General features: G+C 37.3%; 17 protein-coding genes. 6 read left to right on the plus strand and 11 right to left on the minus strand.

Features of this window, described 5'->3' with window-relative positions:
- Positions 1–7: 7 nt before the first annotated feature.
- Both OC533_RS06900 and OC533_RS06905 read right to left on the minus strand, forming a co-directional pair.
- Positions 8–1249, minus strand: coding sequence for a restriction endonuclease subunit S (locus OC533_RS06900; protein WP_194323132.1), 1242 nt, complete (start codon positions 1247–1249; stop codon positions 8–10).
- Positions 1250–3826 (minus strand): type I restriction-modification system subunit M, encoded by a 2577-nt coding sequence (locus OC533_RS06905; RefSeq protein WP_194323131.1) that lies wholly within the window; start codon positions 3824–3826, stop codon positions 1250–1252.
- 220 nt (positions 3827–4046) lie between these two features.
- Between OC533_RS06905 and OC533_RS06910 the strand changes: the two genes are divergently transcribed.
- From OC533_RS06910 to OC533_RS06930, 5 genes are all read left to right on the plus strand, one after another.
- Positions 4047–4388: a PTS lactose/cellobiose transporter subunit IIA gene (locus OC533_RS06910; protein ID WP_003724232.1), complete on the plus strand. Its 342-nt coding sequence runs from the start codon at positions 4047–4049 to the stop codon at positions 4386–4388.
- Positions 4381–5772, plus strand: coding sequence for a glycoside hydrolase family 1 protein (locus OC533_RS06915; protein ID WP_194323130.1), 1392 nt, complete (start codon positions 4381–4383; stop codon positions 5770–5772). The genes OC533_RS06910 and OC533_RS06915 overlap by 8 nt, the downstream gene beginning before the upstream one ends.
- Positions 5773–5788: 16 nt before the next feature.
- Complete coding sequence (locus tag OC533_RS06920; protein WP_003722919.1) at positions 5789–6079, plus strand: PTS sugar transporter subunit IIB; 291 nt, start codon at positions 5789–5791, stop codon at positions 6077–6079.
- A 4-nt stretch (positions 6080–6083) separates the two neighbouring features.
- A complete protein-coding gene (locus OC533_RS06925) occupies positions 6084–7397 on the plus strand; it encodes a PTS sugar transporter subunit IIC (protein ID WP_112120218.1) in 1314 nt (437 codons plus the stop codon).
- Between the two features lie 97 nt (positions 7398–7494).
- Positions 7495–9366, plus strand: a complete 1872-nt coding sequence (locus OC533_RS06930; protein ID WP_194323129.1) for a BglG family transcription antiterminator — start codon at positions 7495–7497, stop codon at positions 9364–9366.
- A gap of 5 nt (positions 9367–9371) precedes the next feature.
- On the opposite strand, the gene OC533_RS06935 is transcribed toward OC533_RS06930, so the two are convergent.
- A complete protein-coding gene (locus tag OC533_RS06935) occupies positions 9372–10010 on the minus strand; it encodes a DUF998 domain-containing protein (RefSeq protein ID WP_160464328.1) in 639 nt (212 codons plus the stop codon).
- A 210-nt stretch (positions 10011–10220) separates the two neighbouring features.
- Positions 10221–10958, minus strand: a complete 738-nt coding sequence (locus OC533_RS06940; protein ID WP_194323128.1) for an NADPH-dependent oxidoreductase — start codon at positions 10956–10958, stop codon at positions 10221–10223.
- 118 nt (positions 10959–11076) lie between these two features.
- Between OC533_RS06940 and OC533_RS06945 the strand changes: the two genes are divergently transcribed.
- Complete coding sequence (locus OC533_RS06945; protein ID WP_160464330.1) at positions 11077–11940, plus strand: LysR family transcriptional regulator; 864 nt, start codon at positions 11077–11079, stop codon at positions 11938–11940.
- 31 nt (positions 11941–11971) lie between these two features.
- Here the strand turns inward: OC533_RS06945 and rlmH are convergent, their stop codons facing one another.
- From rlmH to yycF, 7 genes are all read right to left on the minus strand, one after another.
- Positions 11972–12451: a 23S rRNA (pseudouridine(1915)-N(3))-methyltransferase RlmH gene (gene rlmH / locus OC533_RS06950; protein WP_003770212.1), complete on the minus strand. Its 480-nt coding sequence runs from the start codon at positions 12449–12451 to the stop codon at positions 11972–11974.
- A gap of 684 nt (positions 12452–13135) precedes the next feature.
- The gene (htrA, locus tag OC533_RS06955; protein WP_153648444.1) at positions 13136–14635 is read right to left on the minus strand and encodes a serine protease HtrA; all 1500 of its coding nucleotides are present in this window, start codon (positions 14633–14635) and stop codon (positions 13136–13138) included.
- Between the two features lie 97 nt (positions 14636–14732).
- Positions 14733–15563: an MBL fold metallo-hydrolase gene (locus OC533_RS06960; protein WP_010990327.1), complete on the minus strand. Its 831-nt coding sequence runs from the start codon at positions 15561–15563 to the stop codon at positions 14733–14735.
- A 117-nt stretch (positions 15564–15680) separates the two neighbouring features.
- Positions 15681–16520 carry a two-component system regulatory protein YycI gene (locus OC533_RS06965; RefSeq protein WP_003760196.1) on the minus strand — a complete coding sequence of 280 codons (840 nt, stop codon included), beginning with the start codon at positions 16518–16520 and terminating at the stop codon, positions 15681–15683.
- Positions 16521–16522: 2 nt separating this feature from the next.
- A complete protein-coding gene (gene yycH / locus OC533_RS06970) occupies positions 16523–17845 on the minus strand; it encodes a YycH family regulatory protein (RefSeq protein WP_160464333.1) in 1323 nt (440 codons plus the stop codon).
- On the minus strand, positions 17842–19674 hold the full coding sequence (gene walK, locus OC533_RS06975; RefSeq protein WP_003770200.1) for a cell wall metabolism sensor histidine kinase WalK: 1833 nt from the start codon (positions 19672–19674) through the stop codon (positions 17842–17844). The genes yycH and walK overlap by 4 nt, the downstream gene beginning before the upstream one ends.
- A gap of 183 nt (positions 19675–19857) precedes the next feature.
- Positions 19858–20571 (minus strand): response regulator YycF, encoded by a 714-nt coding sequence (gene yycF / locus OC533_RS06980; protein WP_003724221.1) that lies wholly within the window; start codon positions 20569–20571, stop codon positions 19858–19860.
- Positions 20572–20715: the final 144 nt, after the last annotated feature.

Consider the following 20715-nt stretch of genomic DNA (forward strand, 5'->3'; position numbering starts at 1 on the left):
CCCCGTTCTAAATGAACATTTCGTTTAAGTATGCTTTTTTGATGTTTTGTAGTTTTTGTAGTTTGCGTTGGTGAAGAGTGATGGTTTTGTCGAGCTGTTGGAAGAAGAATCCGATTTTTTTTTGCTCTTCTATTTTTGTTGGAAAATAAAATTCAAAAGCTCCAACTTCTTTTGATGAAATATTAGGCTGTGCTCCTGCTATTAATACAGCCCCTAACTGATGATAGAAACTATTAGATTCAACAATAACTTTAACAAAAAAATAATCTACTATATTTAGATTCACAAAGTATCCAACTCGCTGATTCTGGTATATCTTTTTATAAAGATTGCTATTAACAATTGCAGTTTTACCAGTAGTTGCCCCCGACATTGCTAATATTATTGCGCCCTTAGGTAAAACATACTTACTATCTTTGTCTCTCTCTTTACTAAAAGTATACTCCCCACCTATACTTCCATTTGATAAGATATTAGAAATTCTAATAATAGGAATTCCACTAGATTGATAATCCTCGCTTTGAAAAGCATATCCACCTCTAAGCGGTGCTACATCCTCCAACTCCCGTTTCTCCCATTCATCAGTAAATCCTGCAAATCGGCGTTTTGGTTTGGTTTCTCCTTCTGCTGGAAACATTTCTGAGAGATAGGCAGCTTTTAATGCTTTTATTTTTTCTAGCTTACATTGATGAAGAGCGATAGTGTTGTCTAGTCCATCAAAGAACCTTCCAATTTTATTTTGTTCTTCCACATCTTTTGGAAAATTGAATATCATTTGTTTGAACATTCCAGTAGTTATTTGGTTTATAGTTGCACCGAGATTCTTAGCAATTTCTTTTTTAAAAGCACTAGTTGCTAATAGTGCGTTTCCAAATTGTGGAACTTTGTATGTTATACCTGTCATAAACGCACCGATGACGGTATCAGGCATATTCTTTTTAATTTGAGCATGTTTACCAATTAATGAGCGAGAACCATTACGAACAACTACAACAATATCTCCAACTTCAACATTTTTAGAGTTTACTACTAACTTCTCAACATATATATTATCTGCATCGACTATTTCACTATTTTGAACGTTTGAGGAGCGTAGCACTAAAGTCCCTACTTCACGAATACTATTTGGAGAATATGTTAATCCTGTAAAAAAAGTAAATTCATCCACTAATATACGCTGTATCCAAGCGTCAGCATTACTAAATTCTTTAAATCTTCTTTTAGGAACTCTCTTGTTAATATGTGACATTTACTTCACCACCAGTTCACTCATCAATTTTTCTAATTCATTTTCTAACTTTTTACTCTCTTCATCTATATCATCAAGTGTTTCTGCATAGCGTTCATGCAACTCTTTTATAATATCTAGTTCCTTCTTAAGCGGTATTTCAATAAGCTTCACTAAATCCTCCACCGTTGTGCCAAACCATTTCTCGAATACTAACTCATCAATTTCTTCATCAGTTAAAACAAGAATCCGCTCATATATAGCTTCTTTTAATTCACTCTCTTTAGCTTTAATTTCTTTACCTAGCGCAGACTTTTCAGTTATTAAGCCATCTACTTTTTTCAGCAACTTATAAGAAGGGCTTTCTTTCGTTATTTTTTTCAGTTCTGCTTTCATTGTCTTACTTTCAAATGAATCTTGTGGTTCACCTTCTGCATTTTTCTTTAATGATTCAAATAGTGCGATATTCTCTTCACTATCTTCTACTTTAGCCGCTTCTACTAACTCACTAAGTTCTACTTCCACAGCAGTCAGACAAGCTTTTTTATCCTCAATTATTTGAAGTTCTTCACTATAGAGACGTTTTGCAATTAATTCATTAGGAACAATCGCACCAACCCATCCATCTTGTTCTTCACGCTTCTTATTTCCGCTACCTTTAGTCACCATATTTGGTTCACGTGTCCGACCAATTGTATAGAAACCACCACCTGCTATTAGCTCAGCATCATGTGTTAAACTATTTTTCCAGACTTCCGCAATAATTTGATAACCATCATACACATCTAGCCCATCGAAAGAGGAAAGTAATTCTTTAATCTTAACGAGCATTTCCTCCATCAGTGAATTTACATCTACAATATTATTAATTTCATGTAATTTCTTCCAATATAGTTCAATAAAAGTTTCCGATTTTTCTCGAATAATAGCTGATTTAGCAATAATATTTTTATCAGTCAGCACTTCATTTGTTAGTTCATCCATAGGTTTTTCCAATTGAACATATCCGTCACGAACTGGCTTAAGCGCATTATCCAACACATTTTTTACCGTTGTCTGTAATGTTTTTAGTTTCTCGATGTTTGCTTGCGGAATGCCGCCATATAGATGAGCATCTACATCATGAGGAATTTCTTCATCAATCGACTCCACATATCTTGGAATATTCATATTATAATCGTTTTCTATAATTTCTTCTCTAGTAGCTAAATGACTATACCCAGCCTTTTCAGCTCGTTCCACATAAGTATCTACAATTCTCGCAATATCCTTTTCTTGCAGTTCATTTTGTTTGCCTACTTTAATAAAATTCCGTGAAGCATCAATAACAAGAACTGGATCACTAATTGCCCGATTCTTTTTCAAAATCAAAACACATACCGGAATTCCTGTATTTGTAAATAAATTCCTGGGTAGCCCAATAATTGTATCAATATAATTTTTGTTCAATAGTCGTTTCCGAATTTCACCTTCAGTTCCGCCGCGGAATAACACACCATGAGGCAACACAATTGCCATCGTTCCAGTTTGACCTAAATGATATAAACCATGCAAAAGAAAAGCAAAGTCTCCCTTTGAATCTGGAGGTAATACACCTGCTATTTCAAAACGAGGGTCACTTACTTTTAAATTAGATTTATTCCAGTTTGCTAGTGAATAGGGCGGATTCATTACAACTGCATCAAATAACACTCCCTCAGCCGGACGACTTGGATCTTCAGGCCAGTCTTCTGATAAAGTGTCACCATTCTTAACGCTCATTTTCTCAGGGTGTACACCATGAAGTAATAGATTCATTCGAGTTAAGTTGTATGTAGCAGTGTTTTTTTCTTGTCCATAATAGTTTAAATCTTTTTGGACATCTTCTTTTAAATGTTTTTTCACCGTTAGTAATAATGAGCCAGAACCAACTGTTGGATCATAAATAGAAGTAATATTAGAAGTTTTAGCCGCAATTTGTGCCATAACTTCACTTACCTGTCTAGGCGTATAGAATTCCCCAGCTTTTTTCCCAGATTCCATAGCAAATTGACCAATTAAATACTCATAAGCATCCCCGAGAACATCACTTTTTTGCAAAGCAACCATGTTTAAATCTTGGAACAACTCAATTAAAGCTTTGATATTTTTACTACGTTCATTTAAGTTGCTACCTAATGCAGTATCTGTTAAGTCAATGGTAGAACTTGAAAATAAACCTTGGAAATCATCAGAATCGCCTGACACAGCAATTGTTCGCTCGAAATTATTCAAGCTATCAATTACTTTTTGGATCTCAAATTCCCCGATAGCAATATCTTTTAACCATGTTTGATATAGATGTTCTGGTAGCACAAAATAGCGTAAAACACTTTGAATCATTTTATCTAAATTTTCGCCATGATACGCTCTATCTTTGACATATTCTTCTACTAGTTCCGCTTCAGATAACTGTCCTTTACCCGCTATTGATTTATATGTTTCTAATGTCTTATCACTTAGAAATTTGTAAAACATTAATCCTAGCATGTAATCTTTATAACGACTCGCATCCATGGAACCACGGAGTTCATTTGCTCCGTCCCACAGCCTACGTTTAATTTCTTCTGATGTAATCATTATTTATCCCCCACTACAATAATATCTAGTTTATATAAAATATTTTTCTGATTTTTATTTTCAATTTACATAATTATATTTTACCATCTTTATACCTATAAGAGCCACTTTATTTATATTATCCTCCTAAACCAATTTCCACTTCCAAAGTGGCAAATAATAATTTCACCTCCCCCATTTTTCCAGCTATAGTAAAGACAAATCAAAAGGAGGTCTTTACGTGACAGATAGCAACGAACTAACAACCGAACTCGATTCCATGGCGATCATCTTACACGCCGGGAATGCGAAAAGTTGTGCTTTTGAGGCACTGAAAGAAGTAAAACTGCAAAACATCGAAGCTTTCACTCAGAAAATTACTGAAGCGAAAGATGAGATTAAACTGGCGCACCGAGCGCACGCGGAACTTTTACGAAAACTATCTTCAGAGAACCGAATGAGAGAGGTGGATTTACTGCTTGTTCATGCGGAGGGTCACTTGTCTTCTACGGATATTGCCGTGGAAATGATTCGGGAACTGGGAGAAATTTATCAATGGAAATGGAGTTTATCTAATGAATAATAACTTTTTATGGGGAGGTGCCACGGCCTCCTATCAATGTGAAGGTGCTTGGAATGTGGATGGCAAGGCGGAATCGATGTGGGACTACTACTTGCACGAAGCAGGTCTTGAGAATGGCGATGTGGCGAGCGATCACTATCACCGCTATGAGGAAGACATTCGGATGATGAAAGAAGGCGGGCAAAATTCCTATCGTTTTTCCTTATCTTGGCCGCGAATTATTAAAAATAGGCAAGGTGACATCAACTTAAAAGGGATAGAATTTTATCAAAACTTACTAGATACGTGTAAAAAATATGATATTGAGCCGTTTGTGACACTTTATCATTGGGATTTGCCACAGTATTGGGAAGAAACTGGTGGCTGGTTGGATCACGACGTTTGTGCTGCATTCGAGCATTATGCCAAGGTTTGTTATGACCATTTTGGCGATAAAATCACGAATTGGACTACGTTTAACGAGCCGAAATGGTTTATTGCTAACGGATATAAAATCGGCAACTACCCGCCCGGCTATCAAGATACACAAAAAACGATGATTGCCGCTTATAATGTGATGTACGCGAGTGCTTTAGGCGTGAAGACTTTTAAAGAAGGCGGCTATCCAGGGCAAATTGGCATTGTTCACAGCTACACGCCGGTGAACGGTGTCGATGAAAGTATCGAAACGAAAATTGCGATGCGCTACGCTGATAACTACTGCAACAACTGGATTCTCGATACAGCCGCACTTGGCGAATTCCCGGTTGACCTCATTGCCGAACTAGCCAAATCGCACGACATCAGCTTTATGAAAACAGACGAACTACAAACAATTAAACAAAACACTGTCGACTTCATCGGCTTAAATTACTATTCGCGCACGCTCGTTAAACCATACACTGGCGGCGAAACTCAGCTACAATTTAACCACAGCGGTAAAAAAGGCGAAAGTAAAGTTCTCATCAAAAACTGGTTCGAACAAGTGAAAGATCCCGCCAACGAAACAACCGAATGGGATACAGAAATTTATCCAAAAGGCTTACAAGATGGCTTAATCGAGGCTTACGAACGCTATCAATTACCACTTTATGTGACGGAAAATGGCATTGGTGTTCGCGAAGATGTTTCCGTACCACAAGTAGATGATGCCTACCGAATCGCCTTTATGAACGACCATATTAACGCCATTTTCAACGCAATCGATGCTGGTTGTGATGTTCGCGGCTACTACGCTTGGTCCCCGTTCGACCTTTACTCTTGGAAAAATGGAGTCGAAAAGCGTTACGGACTTGTTGCCGTTGATTTCGAAAACAACCAAATCAGAAAACCAAAAGCTTCCTACTACTGGTTCAAAGAAATGATTGAAAGTCAGGGAAAACTCATCAAACGAAGAGAATTTTAAAAAAAGGAGCAGGAAAATGAAAAATATCATGTTAGTTTGTAATGCTGGTATGTCTACAGGAATGCTTGCGAAAAAAATCGAAGCCGCTTCTGGCAACACATTAAACGTCACTGCTTATAGTGAATCTGAGTATACCGATTATTTGGACGGTGTTGACCTCGTTCTTATCGGCCCACAAATCCGTTTCCTTATGCCACAAATAAAACAGGCCGTCAGCGTCCCGGTCCATGCCATTTCACCAGTAAAATACGGCATCATGGATGGCAAAGGGGTTTACGAAGACATCCAGAAATTAATAGGAGGATAAAAACATGCGATTTAATACCATTAGCGAAAAAATGGATCAATATATTTCCCCGCTGGCTAACAAACTTAGCCAGCAACGCCATTTGAAAGCAACCAGAGACGCATTTATGTCCATGCTGCCAATTACATTGTTTGGTTCAATTCCGATTATTTTGAAAGCGGCTCCAGTAACAGATAATACGAAAAATGGTTTCCTTCTTGCCTGGGCTAACTTTGCTGAAAAATATGATTTAATCCTAAATTGGATTAGCGGAATCACACTTGGCGCCATGTCGTTATATATTTGCGTCGGTATCACGTATTATTTATGCAAACACTATCACGAAGATTTCTTACGCCCACTTATGTTTTCTATCGCCGGTTTCTTTATGCTCGTACTTAATCCAATCAAAATGGGTTGGGACGGCAAAGAAGTCGACATTAGTTTCCTTGATGGACGCGGAATATTACTCTCGATTTTCGTCGCCATCGTTACCGTAGAAGGTTATCACTGGATGCGCAAGAAAAACGTCGGTCGAATAACCATGCCCGATAGCGTCCCAGCCTCACTATCTGAGACATTCGCAGCCCTAGTTCCTGGTATTATTTTAATGACCTTTTTCTCGATTATCTTTATCATTTTCAACCTACTAGACACAACTGCCATCCAATTCTTATATGAAAAAATGGCGCCGAGTTTCAAAGCGGCCGATAGCCTACCATTCACGATTCTAAGTATTTTCCTAGTTCACCTATTCTGGTTCTTCGGTGTGCACGATGCCGCACTTGCCGGAATTCTAGGCCCGATTCGTGACGGAAACCTTTCAATCAACGCCGCTGAAAAAATGGCTGGCCAAGATTTGACGAATATTTTCACGACACCGTTCTGGACGTATTTCGTTATCATTGGTGGTTCTGGTTCCGTTCTCGCACTTGCCTTTTTAATGATGCGATCCAAATCCAAACAACTAAGCACCGTCGGGAAAGTCGGCTTCTTACCTTCCATATTCGGAATTTCTGAGCCGTTAATTTTCGGAACACCACTAATGCTGAATCCAATTTTCTTCTTCCCGTTCATTTTCACATCGGTATTCAACGGGGTTATCACTTATCTTTGTATGTATTTCGGGATTGTCGGAAAAACGTTCGCCGTCTTCTCTTGGCAAATGCCCGCGCCAATTGGAGCATTTCTATCCACCATGGACTGGCGAGCCATCGTTCTCGTATTCATCCTGATTTTCTTAAACGGTCTGATGTATTACCCATTCCTAAAAGTATATGAGAAAAATCTCGTCGCTTTAGAAAAAGAAGCCGAAGAAGAGAACATCGCTGCTAATTAATAGCCACTTAAATAGAGATTGGGACAAAAAACTCGTCTCTTTCTCTATTTGGTGTTGTATAATAACAATAGGTTAAGGGAGAATTAGGGGGGATATAATGACTATTTCAGAAAGGCAACGTTCATTGTTAGAAAAGCTTAACGACAGCCAAAAGACAGTAACAGCAAAAGCACTTTCAGAAATGTTAGGCGTTTCTTCCAAAACTGTGCGAAATGACATTATTCAAATTAACCAGTCATTTAGTTCCACAATCATCGCATCAAAAGCTGGAAAAGGCTATTTTTTAACACCAAATGAGCAACTTTCACAAATGAATCTAACCAAAAATAACGAAAATCTACATTTTGAATTATTACGCCATATTATCGAACAAGATCATACCAATTTCTATGATTTAGCGGATCAATTTTTCATTAGCGAATCGACGTTATCTCGTATTATTAAAGAGCTCAACACCGTTATCGCTGAAAAAGATGAGTCGCTATGTATTATTCGAAAAAACAACGAACTAATAACCGAGGGCGGCGAAGAAGAAAAACGACGCATCTTCAATCTATTCCTCAATCAAGAAATCGAAAACCATCAATTAAGCCTTGATAAATACGCGGATTACTTCGATTACTGCAATCTAAAACAACTTTCCGAGCTCATTATCGCATATCATAAAAAGAACGAGTTTTTTATGAATGACTTTTCAACGATTTCGTTCATCTTGCATATTGCTGTTTTAATTGAGCGAATTAGCATGGGTAGTTATATTCAAAGAACAGCTTTAACAGAACAAGATAAAACTAGTCTTGAAATGGCAGAGCAACTAGCCGAAACGTTAGAAAATGAACTACAAATCAATATTCCAACACAAGAATTAAGCTATATCGCCCGGCTTTATTCCGGCAAATTAGTGACAACATCAACCATTGACGCGCAAGTTTTTGGCAGCGTTGTCACTCGGCTCCTTGAAGCAGTTGACCAAAATTTTCATATTGATTTTTCCGCTGATGAAAAAATAGCCACCTATTTAGTGGCCCATATCTCAGCCCTATACAAAAGAGCCAATCATAAGCAATATTTAACCAACCCACTCACTGAAGAACTAAAAAACAAGTTTCCATTTATTTATAACGTCAGCGTCTATGCCTCAGCCTTTATTCAAAAAGAGTTAGCGATTACTTTCCCAGATGACGAAATCGCCTATATCGCGCTACATTTTTTATCCGCTTCGGAAACGATTAATCACGGTAAAAAAAGAAAAATCCTCTTGGTTTCCCCGTACGGCGCGGGCAGCCAACGTTTAATTCATAATCAACTTAAGAAAATTGCCGATTTTTCGATTGACTTACTCGTATCTCGATCTATTTTTGATATAAAGCAGTTCACCTTAGATAAAGAAATTCATTTAATTATTACCGCCGAACCATTAAACTTAACAACCGACATCCCAGTCTATCATTACGATTTACTTTTAACAGAAGCAGATTTGCAGAAAATCAAGCATATTTTAGAAACTAAGCCAAAAACCGATTCGATTTCTAGAAAATTTTTCAAAAAAGAGCTTTTCTTTCCAAAACAAAACTTCAAATCAAAAGAAGAAGTAATTACGTTTCTTTGCGAACAGTTAACTGCATTCGACTACTGCGACTCCGACTATGTTTCAAAAGTGTTCGAACGAGAACAATTATCAAGCACCTGTTACGGAAACTACTACGCAATCCCGCACGCCATCCAGCGAAGCGCGAAAAAAAATGCCGTCGCAGTATGCGCGCTTGATAAACCGATCGACTGGGGCGGAAATCGCGTCAAACTCGTCCTCCTACTCACCATGAAAGAAGAACGCGACAACTCTTTTGAAGAATTATTCGGCCAACTCGTAACCATTTTAAACGAACGCAGCTTTGTAAAAAAATTAGCCAAACAAGAAGATTTCCAGCAATTTATCGAACTTTGCGAACAAAAAACCCTAGATTCTTAAACAATCTAGGGTTTTCTAATCCGATCAATTCCAAAAACAACAATCGGCAAATAATTAAAAAAGAAACTAATCCGCTGACAAAATCCAATTTTGTCTAAAACCGGTAAGTGATTAACAGCAGGAATCCGCGCAAGCCCATAAACACCGGCCGACAGCAGACTGACAATGAGTAATACTAGATAGACATTGCTGCGGGTTTTATCGCCAGTTTTCCGGTAAAGAATGACCAAAAACAACGGAAAAATCAAAAATCCCGCATAACCAAGCCCCGAGCCAATATTATGAACCCAAGTCGAAAACGTCCAACTCGCCTGCTCCGTATCAATACTAAACAACCCGGTAAAAATACAATCGCCAATCCCATACAAACCAATCGCAGAAGCAAGCAAAATCGCCAAAGTCCGCGAAGTTTTAACAACGCTCTGATAAATCGCCGGCAAAGCGAGCACAAAGAACACCCCAGACACAACCGACCAAACCAAAAACGCTCCCCGCACCGGACTAGCCACATCCCCAAACACACTCATAACACGCGTCATTTGGTTTAATTCTGGGTAAAAGATTCCAAGTATGTAAGGCGTTAGAAAATCACTCAAAACGCCGAGTAATAAAAAGTAAAACCCGTATTTTTTTAGAAATTTCATTTGAATCCTCCTTTTATGAAATTTATTTAGGATAAAATAGTGCAATTTAAATTCCCTATTAATTATACAAATCTATCCCAATCTAATCTAGTTTAAGCTTTCTATGACTAAATAAAAGCCCAAATCAAATAAAAAGCCGGAAAAAATACTCTTCCAGCTTTTCATAAATTTAATCCTATTATTTTTTATACACCTTACAACGAAAACTAATTAATCCAATGTAAACCCTTGTTTTTTCAAAAAACCCGCTATTTCCGGTCTTCGTATTTCTTCAAAAAACTCTACATTCTTGTTTCCCCATGAAGTTTGATGCTGATTTTTTTCACGTAAAGCATAATAATCTTTGGTCAATTCCTCATACGCTTTTAAATCCGTAAATTGTTCATGTGGATACTGATTTTCTCCTACTTGATTTTCTAGTAATAGCCGTGGTTTTACTTGATTTTTATATTCTGGAACGCCTACAGTTAATCCGAAAACAGGTATCGTAAATGGCGGTAAGTTTAGCAATTCAGCTACTTTTTCAATATCATTTCTTATTCCACCGATATAGCAAATTCCTAAATCAAGAGACTCTGCAGCAATAACCATATTTTGAGCTGCAATCGTTGCATCTATCACCGAAACGAGTAATGATTCCATATTTCTCAACCCATCCAAAGTTCGATTATTCTCCAGTAAAAGTTTTGATTGTCGGTATAAATCACCTATAAACACATAAAAGGTCCCCGTTTGGTTTACATAAGAAGCACTATTCGTAATTTCAGCTAGTTCCTTTCTTAGCTTTTCATCTGTGATTTCTAAAATAGAAAAAGATTGCACAAAATGCGAACTAGATGCACTTCTCGCAGCCGTTAATAAATGTTGTTTGGTTTCATCAGATAATCTTTCATTTTTAAATTCTCTTACTGAAACATGTTTAACTAATTGTTGAATTGTTGCATTCATAACATAACCCCCCATTTGAATTTGTACTGTAAATAAAGTATAATCTATCTGCGCCATCATTTGAAATGCGTAAATCATATGCCGGTATCATTATTTTTGATACCAAAAGGAGAAAATTATGGATATTGAAAACATGAAAGCATTTAATAAAGTAGCTGAACTAAAGAGTATTTCTGCAGCAGCGAATGAACTGCATCATTTACAGTCTAATATGTCCAACAAAATAAAAAATATCGAAAAACAGTTCCAAACTCAACTTTTCTTCCGGCACTCGAATGGTGTGGAATTGACTAAAGAGGGCGAAAAAATCTATCAGCAATTCAAAAAAATGATCTTATTATGGGAGGAAACGATTGATATTATCAATAACGAAGAAGAAACGATCTCAATCGGTATTACGCAATCTTCTTTGCCCATGGAATTTAACACGATCATTAAAGAGTTCTATCAACAGTTTCCAAATAAAAAATTATCTATTGTTAGCGGAAGTACAAGTGAATTAATACCAAAAATAGCTAATAGAGAACTAACCATCGCTTATGTCGCTGAACTCGAAAAAGAAAATTTATTTCAAGATAGCCGAATCATCTCCCAAACGCTCTCATGGGATAAACTAGTTTTCGCAGGCAACACAGCTGGAAAATCAGTCCAAAAAATATTAGCTGAAGAACGATTATACGTCTTCAGCAAACAATGTTATTCATACCGCGCCTTGGCTTCTCTCATTAACGATTTTAATATCCCCAATGTTTCCATATCAGAGATCAATATTCCCGAAACACTTGTCGAAATCTGCAATAATGAACTTGGCGTTGGAATTATTCCTGAAAGCATCGCACTAAACTATCACTTTCTAAACTACGAAACATTACCCACAGATTATGTAGCACTTCGAAAAACATTAATTTATCATGCAGATCATACAATTTCAAATGGTGAAAAATGGCTTATCGAAAAAAGTAAACCAGCTTTCAAAAGTTAAGTTGTTGATTACAACCCTTTCAAGCAGCTAGCTATTTATGATAAGGCTCCCCGCGAACAATCCGAAACGCCCGGTAAACCTGCTCCACCAGCACCAACCTCATCAACTGGTGCGGCAGCGTTAGCCTCCCAAACGAAATTTGCTCATTACTTCGCTTCAAAACAGCCTCACTAAGCCCCAGCGATCCGCCAATCACAAACGCCACCTTACTCTTACCATAAGTCGCCAGTTTATCCAAATCCGCCGCAAATTCTTCACTCGACTTCATTTTCCCATCAATTGCCAGCGCTATCACATGGGCATCATCCGGAATTTTCGCTAAAATCCGCACGCCTTCTTTATCTTTCACTTGTTTCATTTCCGCGTCACTCAACACTTCTGGAGCCTTTTCATCTGGAACTTCGACAATTGACACTTTAGCATATGCGCTCAGCCGCTTTAAATATTCAGCAATCCCCTGGACTAGATATTTTTCTTTTAATTTCCCGACCGTCACAATTTGGATATTCATTAACGTCACCCTCATCTTTATTAATACTTTTATCATACCTCAAAGAACACCCGCAACACTAGCCAAAATGAAAAAAAGAAATTACTACAAAAAACTTACTCCACAGGTTATCCCGCCCTTATACACAACTTATCCACAAAAACTATCCACATATCCACAAGCCGATTCTCTATTTTGTGTCCGAACGTATATTCCATACAATATATATGATACCCCATTTTCACTATCCACAGCTTATCCACAAGCAAAAATACTTGTTATTTTGTATCGAAAGTACATTTTGAAAACAAGCTAACCAACTGTGCCACAATCACTCTCATTGATTTATATATTTAATAAAGTTGTTTTCGCTTTCACATTTTCGTCTTATTTATCTTTCAATTGTGGATAAATGGCTTTCTATCCACATTTTTGCTTTTTGACCTATATTTTCGCAAAAAATGTGTTTTTTTCAAAAATAAATCTGAGTTTATTGATTTAATTATCAAAATTGTTCTTTTCCACAAGATATTCACTGCTTACACACAGGTTATCCACAGAAGTTATCCACATATCCACAATAACCGCCTATATTTAGTAGCCGAATTCTTGTTCTCTACCATATCTATATCTGAAAAAAATCACTATCCACAAGTTTTCCACAGAAAAAAACCACCCTCTTTTTTAAGAGGATGGTTTTTGTTATCATGTCGTTGTTTTTGCTGCTTCTAATTTAATGTCTGTTGATTGCTCTTTACCATCACGGTAGTATTTCACTTTGACTTTATCGCCAATTTTCACATCGTTGCCATATAATATTTTGCGAAGTGTCATGGAGTTAGTTACTTTTTCACCGTTTAGTTCAACAATAACATCATATTGTTTAAGTCCTGCTTTGTCTGCTGCTGAGCCAGATACTACTTGTTGTACCATTGCACCGTAATCTACGCTATCTGGTAATTTCAAGATATTTTTTTGTTGTGTTTCTGGAATTGTATCAACATCGCGTAAGGAAACGCCTAGAGAAGGACGCTCTACTTCGCCTTTAGTTTCAAGTTGTTCGATGATTGGCTCTACAGTGTTACTTGGAATCGCAAAGCTAATACCTTCTACATTTTCCATTGAAATTTTCATCGAGTTAATACCGATTACTTGGCCTTCAATATTGATTAAAGCTCCACCACTGTTACCAGGGTTGATTGCGGCATCTGTTTGGATAACATCTGCTTCCCAGTCTTCTGTTCCGTCGCCGTTTGTATCAACTGGTACAGCACGGTTTAAACCGGAAATAATACCTTGTGTTACAGAACCGGAAAATTCAGTTCCAAGTGGGCTACCAATCGCAATCGCTGGTTCACCAAGTTTTAATGAATCAGAATCGCCAAACGCAGCAACTGTGCTGACATTTTTATCATCAATTTCAAGGACAGCTAAATCGTTCCATTCGTCTGTTCCTAGTAATTTTGCTTCTGATTTTTTACCGTTTGTAAATGTTACTTCTAATTTATTCGCATCAGCTACCACGTGATTATTCGTCACGATATATGCTTTTCCATTTGCTTTTTTATAAATAACACCTGATCCTGATGAAGCTTCTTTTTCAGAACTTGTTGTTCCGTCTAAAGATGAAGATGATTGGTAATTCAGTACACTAACTACGGCATCTTGTACTTTATCAACCGCTTTAGTTACATCAGAGGTAGTATTTACAGAAACTTTTTCTACTTTAGTCGGTTTATTATTTGAGTTAGAAGTTGTATCTGCGTTATCGCCGTTATCCCATGCTACGAAGAATATAATAAGTCCACCAATAATAACGCCAATAAGTGCAGTTAAAAAGTATCCAAGTAAGTGTTTGTTGCGTTTCGGAGGCTGATTCCCGCTGCCACCGCCGCCGTTATTCACTCTATTCGGTGGAATCGTGCCACCACCTGCACCACTAGGACGTCTTGGCCCTGGAGCTGGTCTGGCTGGTTCAGGTTCTTTACTACTTGCTTCCTCAAAAAATGCATTGGTAGAGCTTGCCTCAGCAGCTTCTTCTGTTGCTCCGGCAAATTTCTCTCCTTCTGGTGTCACGCCTTCTACTATAGGAGTTTCTTGGACTGGTTGCGAGCTATCTTTTGTATGTAAAGTCTCCTCGACCTCTCTTTTTGGCGTGCTCTCGTTCTCGCTGTTTTCATTTAAATTTTTTTCTTTCTCGTCCATGTCTTCCTTCCTCTCTGCAAATTTCGCATTTATATACTTCCATAGTAAACCGCAAATATGAAAAAACAATGAAAAAGCTTTAAAAAAATGGTGAAACTTAGATAGTGAAGATAGACGTAGCATTATCAGGATCGGTATCAAAAATCTCTAGCTTGCCACCAACATCGATTCCTTCTGAAATAAGAGTTTGCGTTACGCTCATCCGCGCTAGTTCTTTCATATTGTTGTCTTTACTAAGATGACCTAAATAAATTCGTTTCGTTTGATCTGTAATTACTTCGCTCATTGCTATTGCTGCATCTTCATTACTTACATGTCCCTCGTCGCCAAGAATTCTACGTTTGACATTCCAAGGATAGCGTCCCATTCGAAGCATCTCTACATCATGATTACTTTCAAAAAGGTATGCATCAGCGCCTGCAATATGCCCTTTCATTCGATCACTAACATATCCTGTGTCGGTTATCATTACAAATTTTTTATTCCCCTTATGAAATATGTAAAACATCGGCTCAATCGCGTCATGAGATACACCAAAGGATTCTACTTGCATGCTGCCAAAAGATTTCACTGTTTCCATGTCAAATTGAAACTTCTGTTCAGAAGAAACTTCGCCAATCATATTATCCATTGCTTTCCATGTTTTTGCATTAGCATAAATAGGGAGTTTATATTTACGAGCAAGCACACCTAGCCCTTTAATATGGTCTGAGTGTTCATGAGTAATTAAAATCGCGTCTAAATCATTCATATCTCGACCAACTTGCGCGAATAAACCTTCCATTTTCTTGCCGCTTAAACCACAGTCAATGAGAATTTTTTGGTCGCCAGTTTCTACAAGAGTTGCATTTCCTGAACTTCCACTGGCTAATATACTAAATCGGATTTGGTCCGTGTCTTTTTCAGTTAGAATTTTATTTGCGAACATTTTTTATCCCCCTAAAGGCTTATATATCTTCCATTGTAACGCTAATTCGGTAAAATTGCATGCCAATCGGTTGAAAAAGCCAACCTAAATTTTATTGTATTTAGGTTGACTCTGATTTTATTTTGCTTTTTGACGACTGGATAATTCTGTGGTTGGCTCGGTTGTTGTTTTATTTTCGGATTGGTTAATAACTTGTTCATCTTTTGCATTTACCAGAACGTAACTAGTCTCGCCGGAATGTTTCACTTCAAAACACCAAACTGGGAAATAGACATTCCCTGAAGGCAATTGCACGGTCGTATAGTAACCGAAAGTCGCAGAAACAACGTCACTGTCTTGTTTTAACTCACCGTGTTGGTAAACAGCTTCTAACGCATCAGTGGATGACATTAAGTTTGTCTTGTCTTTTAAATCATCTTGTTTTGACATCCACGTTTGCTCGTAAGAAATTACTCGATCATCTTTATCTAAATAAAAGATAATTTGCCCAGCTTCGTCAAAAAGAACCATATTATTATTGATTAATTGATTAAAAGTAAGTGTTCGCGCATCTTTGTCGTAGTTCCAAAACTCATAAGACTCGCCGCGATACACATCGGATTCCATGAATTTTTGAAAATCAGGATTGTTGCCTTTTTTGCCAGCTTTTATGGGTGTTTGTAGGACAGAATATATTTGTTTATTGTTGTCTTTGAGCGTAATTGCTTGTCCTGTCAAATCACTAACATCTTTTGTCGTAAAAGCGGCTTGTTCGGTAGTGAAGATAGCTCCACTAGTTGGCTTACTTGATAAATCAGGATGAGAAATATTATCTGCTTTTAATCGTTCTTCTAAAGTTTCATTTCCTAATGTGTCTGGATCATCTGATAATTGTTTATTAAAGAAAATCACTGCTAAAAAGACATTTAAAATGAGGAGCGTTACAATAAAAATCATTTGTGTTTTACGCCAATCCATCTTTATTCACCCGCCTTTTCTGCTTCAGGTTGGAAGATGAACCATTTATCATGATATTTATATAACCAAGTTGGTTCTAATGTAACAATGCGGTTCATACCAGATGATTCACTTCTTTTCATGTGATAGCCAGGAACAATATCTTCTATTTCTTCGGCTTTCACATTAGGATTTTCAACTAGTGCATTGTAGACGGAATAAGACGACTCCATAGTTACTTCTTTTTTCTCTCCAGGAACGTCCGTATCTAAACGGAAAAATGGACGCATGTATTTATAAACTGCTTCAAGGCCTTCTGTAACAGAAATATCAGCCATACCATCTTCATTATAAACTTGTAAATTATCTATAAACAAACTAAAATTGGTCGTTGCGCTTTCGGCTGCGTAACCGGTGAAATAATAAGCGCCATCCCCAGTCCAACCCGCATGATCATTTACAAAATTGAAACTATCTTGAATCAATCCAGCTCGTTTGACGTTATTTAAATCTTCAGGATTAGTGCGCTCTTGAGAAGGATTTACATATTCTAAAACCTTATTTTCTGTATCCATTTCAATGACGCTAGAGCCGTCCGTATAGGTATTTCCTTCGCTCTTAACTGTACCTGAATCTTGAAATAGCGCAGAGGTAAATAGATTGATTTCAAGCGAATCCGTAATGTATTTTTTGCGATTTAGCTTTGTTTTTTCGGAGCTTAAGAACAGATTTCGTTTATTGGAAATAACTTTATCGTTTTGCGCGAGTTTACTTTCGTTCTTTTTAACAATTTTTTCTATTTTATCAATATCTTTATTTTGCAAGGAACTTTGGTAAATATTTTCTTGGTCATCATTGGCAAAATAAACGGAATGAAGCCCAGTATCCGTGTTATTTATATCAAATACAATACGATTAAAGAAGGCAGATTCTAGCCCTTCTCCTTCCACTTGGAAATTTTGAGCAAAAATTGAAAATGGAATATTGTTAGGGAAAATAATCTCTATCGTCCCATTTTTATGGATTAATTTCTCATATTCTTCATTACTTTTTTTATTGGCAAGAACTACTTCTGAGAAACTAAATGCTTTTCCTTGTGCCATTAACTCATTTAACAAGTCTGAGTCTAAGCTTTGGTAATTAATTTCATTTGCATTAACAGCTAATTTATATGGTTTAAATACTTGTGATGTTGTCATGGTTTTATCAATGGTTGTTTTTTCAACTTCTTTAACGTTAATCGCTTCGTAATCAGGTTGTCCCTTCCAAATAAAGTAGCTTAAGACGATACTGAGCACGACTAGAACTGTTAATAAAAATGAGCGAAATCCTGTTTTTTTCATCATTCCCAATCATCCTCCGGTAAGTCACTGTATGGCAGGGTGAATTTAATTATCGTACCTTTGGACTTGTTGCGTTCTGCCCAAATTCGGCCACCATGAGCTTCGATAACTTCGCGAGCTATCGCTAGTCCTAACCCTGTTCCTCCCATTTCCCGCGAGCGAGCTTTATCAACACGGAAAAAGCGGTCGAATACATTTGCCAAATCTTCATCTGGTACGCCTAAGCCTTCGTCAGCTATACTAACTTCAATTTCATCTTCAAATTTTTTCAAGTAGAAAGAAATTCGGCCCCCGTCCGGTGAATATTTATTGGCATTCGAAATAATATTATCTAATACTTGCATTACTTTATCTTCATCAATTTCGATGATAACCGGTTCTTTTGGAATGTGGCGTTTAAACATGATTGTTTCTTTTTTCATCATTTCAAAACGATCGATAATATGATTGAAGAAGTCTGTGAAATTCACGAAACTTTTTTCTAATTGTTCTCTTCCGCCGTCCATTCTTGAAAGTTTAAGCAGGTCATTTACAAGACGAATCATTCGTTCTGTTTCGTTTTGAGTCACTTCAAGGAAACGTGGCGCAATTTCTTTATCTTCCCATGCCCCGTCACTTAGAGCCTCTAAGTAACTATGCATACTTGTAAGCGGGGTTCTTAATTCATGCGACACATTAGAAACGAAATCGCGGCGTTCTTGATCGACTTTTTCTTGGTCGGTAATATCGTGAAGTACTGCAATAACGCCATTATTAAATCCAGTTTCTCTTTGAATAACGGAAAAATTAGCGCGCAGTACGTATGGTTTATCAAGCGTGCTACGGTCCATCGTTAATGAACCATCGACTTCCATCAAATCTTCAAATTGGTAGGTATCACCAATATCTAGTACATCAATAATTGATCGACCATTGGCACTCTCATGCTTAACGCGTAGCATTTTTTCAGCTGGCGTGTTAATAAGAATAACTTTTCCGCGGCGGTCTGTAGCAATTACTCCATCGGTCATATAGGCAAGTACGGAGGAAAGTTTGCGCCGTTCTCCTTCTGTCATAGCTTGTGCTTCTTGAACTCGTTTTGTTAGTGTATTGAAGGAATCAGCTAGTTCGCCAATTTCATCCACGCCATAGACTTTAACTTTCCGGCTGTAGTTTCCTCGCGCCATCGCATAGGCTTGACGTTTCATTTCAATAATTGGCTTCGTAATCGTTCTGGATAGTAAAATTCCAAGTACCGCTGTAATGATCATGGCAATCAAAGTACCAGTAATGAAAATGTTCGTAATGTCATCCACTTGTTTATATACACTTTCAATATCGGCGACAAGATAAATAGCCCCTATCACTTGTCCTTTATTTTTGATGGAGGATACGTTCACCCAGACACGGTTATTTTTATTTGATTCGTCTTTATAAATTTTATCCTCAGATGTAGTTCCGAGTGATAAGGTTCGTTTAACAAGGGGATCGTTACTTTTTTGCCCAACGATGCCTTGATTATCTAAATTGGAAGTCCCGAGAATTTTGCCTTTGTCATCTACTATTCTTACTTCGATTATGTTGCTACTTGCACGTGAATAGTCGACCAAAAGCTCTCGAATATCATTTTGTAGCTTCACTGAGTTATCGCTATTTTTTATGATTTCTTCTCTAGCATTATAATCCAGCAACGTGATGCTATTCGTGATGGAATCTTGAAAATTCTTCTCCAGTTGCCCTTCCAGCTCACGTACAAAATACGCGCCGATTACTTGCATTGCTACAATAATTAATAGCAAATACATAATAACTAACTTAAATTGTACAGACTGAAAAAATCTCATTTTATGCATAAGTCTTTCTACTCCTATTCGGGGTAATATATTTAAATTAGTATACCATATGTTGCAGGGTAGACGTATTGTTTTTCCTGTTATTTGGGTCAATTTATTTATAAAAATAATTATTAAGTATGCGGATATACCCAAAAAAAGTGGTCCTCCAAGTTTTTTGCTTGGCGACCACTTCTTGTTTATTTATTCTTGTTCTGGATTGCGTAAATAATAACCAACGCCGCGTCTTGTAACTAACCACGCTGGATGGCTTGGATTATCTTCAATTTTTTCGCGTAGACGTCGAACAGTAACATCGACTGTACGAACATCACCGAAGTAATCATAGCCCCAAACTGTTTGAAGTAAATGTTCTCTTGTCATGACTTGACCCATATGTTTAGCTAAATAATGAAGTAATTCGAATTCACGATGCGTAAGTTCGATTGTTTCTCCACGTTTTGAAGCAACATATGCGTCTGGATGAATAATCAATGAACCAATTTCTAATTCGCTGTTTTCTTCTTCCTCAGCAGCGTTTGAGCTTACTTGGCTATGACGGCGCAAGTTGGCTTTCACACGAGCGATTAATTCGCGGTTACTAAATGGTTTCGTAACGTAATCATCGGCACCAAGTTCAAGTCCGATAACTTTATCAATTTCGGAATCTTTTGCAGTTACCATAATTATTGGCATATCATACTTCTTACGTACTTCACGACATACCTCAATACCATCACGACCTGGAAGCATAATGTCCAGTAAAATCAAATCTGGCTGAACTTCTTCTACAAGTTCTAACGCTTCATCGCCATCATAGGCGCAATATACATCAAAGCCTTCTTTATTTAGATTAAACTTAACTATATCCGCAATCGGTTTTTCGTCATCTACTACAAGAATTTTCTTTTCTGCCATTTTTTTACAGTCCTCTCATTCCTGGATTTCGCCGGCTTTAACCGGGACAGATACTTTTTATTTAATGCAAAAAAATCTCACTAAATACTTTAAATTCCGGCCTGTCTTCATAAAACAACATGCTAAGAATAGACTTACTAATCA

Source organism: Listeria sp. Marseille-Q6474, assembly GCF_946902005.1.
GTDB lineage: Bacteria > Bacillota > Bacilli > Lactobacillales > Listeriaceae > Listeria > Listeria innocua.

Excerpts from the sequence above, each read along its gene's own strand:
- OC533_RS06900 (WP_194323132.1), bottom strand. The coding sequence starts at position 1,249 with ATGTCACATATTAACAAGAGAGTTCCTAAAAGAAGATTTAAAGAATTT.
- OC533_RS06905 (WP_194323131.1), bottom strand. The coding sequence starts at position 3,826 with ATGATTACATCAGAAGAAATTAAACGTAGGCTGTGGGACGGAGCAAAT.
- OC533_RS06915 (WP_194323130.1), top strand. The coding sequence starts at position 4,381 with ATGAATAATAACTTTTTATGGGGAGGTGCCACGGCCTCCTATCAATGT.
- OC533_RS06920 (WP_003722919.1), top strand. The coding sequence starts at position 5,789 with ATGAAAAATATCATGTTAGTTTGTAATGCTGGTATGTCTACAGGAATG.
- OC533_RS06925 (WP_112120218.1), top strand. The coding sequence starts at position 6,084 with ATGCGATTTAATACCATTAGCGAAAAAATGGATCAATATATTTCCCCG.
- OC533_RS06930 (WP_194323129.1), top strand. The coding sequence starts at position 7,495 with ATGACTATTTCAGAAAGGCAACGTTCATTGTTAGAAAAGCTTAACGAC.
- OC533_RS06935 (WP_160464328.1), bottom strand. The coding sequence starts at position 10,010 with ATGAAATTTCTAAAAAAATACGGGTTTTACTTTTTATTACTCGGCGTT.
- OC533_RS06940 (WP_194323128.1), bottom strand. The coding sequence starts at position 10,958 with ATGAATGCAACAATTCAACAATTAGTTAAACATGTTTCAGTAAGAGAA.
- OC533_RS06945 (WP_160464330.1), top strand. The coding sequence starts at position 11,077 with ATGGATATTGAAAACATGAAAGCATTTAATAAAGTAGCTGAACTAAAG.
- rlmH (WP_003770212.1), bottom strand. The coding sequence starts at position 12,451 with ATGAATATCCAAATTGTGACGGTCGGGAAATTAAAAGAAAAATATCTA.
- htrA (WP_153648444.1), bottom strand. The coding sequence starts at position 14,635 with ATGGACGAGAAAGAAAAAAATTTAAATGAAAACAGCGAGAACGAGAGC.
- OC533_RS06960 (WP_010990327.1), bottom strand. The coding sequence starts at position 15,563 with ATGTTCGCAAATAAAATTCTAACTGAAAAAGACACGGACCAAATCCGA.
- OC533_RS06965 (WP_003760196.1), bottom strand. The coding sequence starts at position 16,520 with ATGGATTGGCGTAAAACACAAATGATTTTTATTGTAACGCTCCTCATT.
- yycH (WP_160464333.1), bottom strand. The coding sequence starts at position 17,845 with ATGATGAAAAAAACAGGATTTCGCTCATTTTTATTAACAGTTCTAGTC.
- walK (WP_003770200.1), bottom strand. The coding sequence starts at position 19,674 with ATGCATAAAATGAGATTTTTTCAGTCTGTACAATTTAAGTTAGTTATT.
- yycF (WP_003724221.1), bottom strand. The coding sequence starts at position 20,571 with ATGGCAGAAAAGAAAATTCTTGTAGTAGATGACGAAAAACCGATTGCG.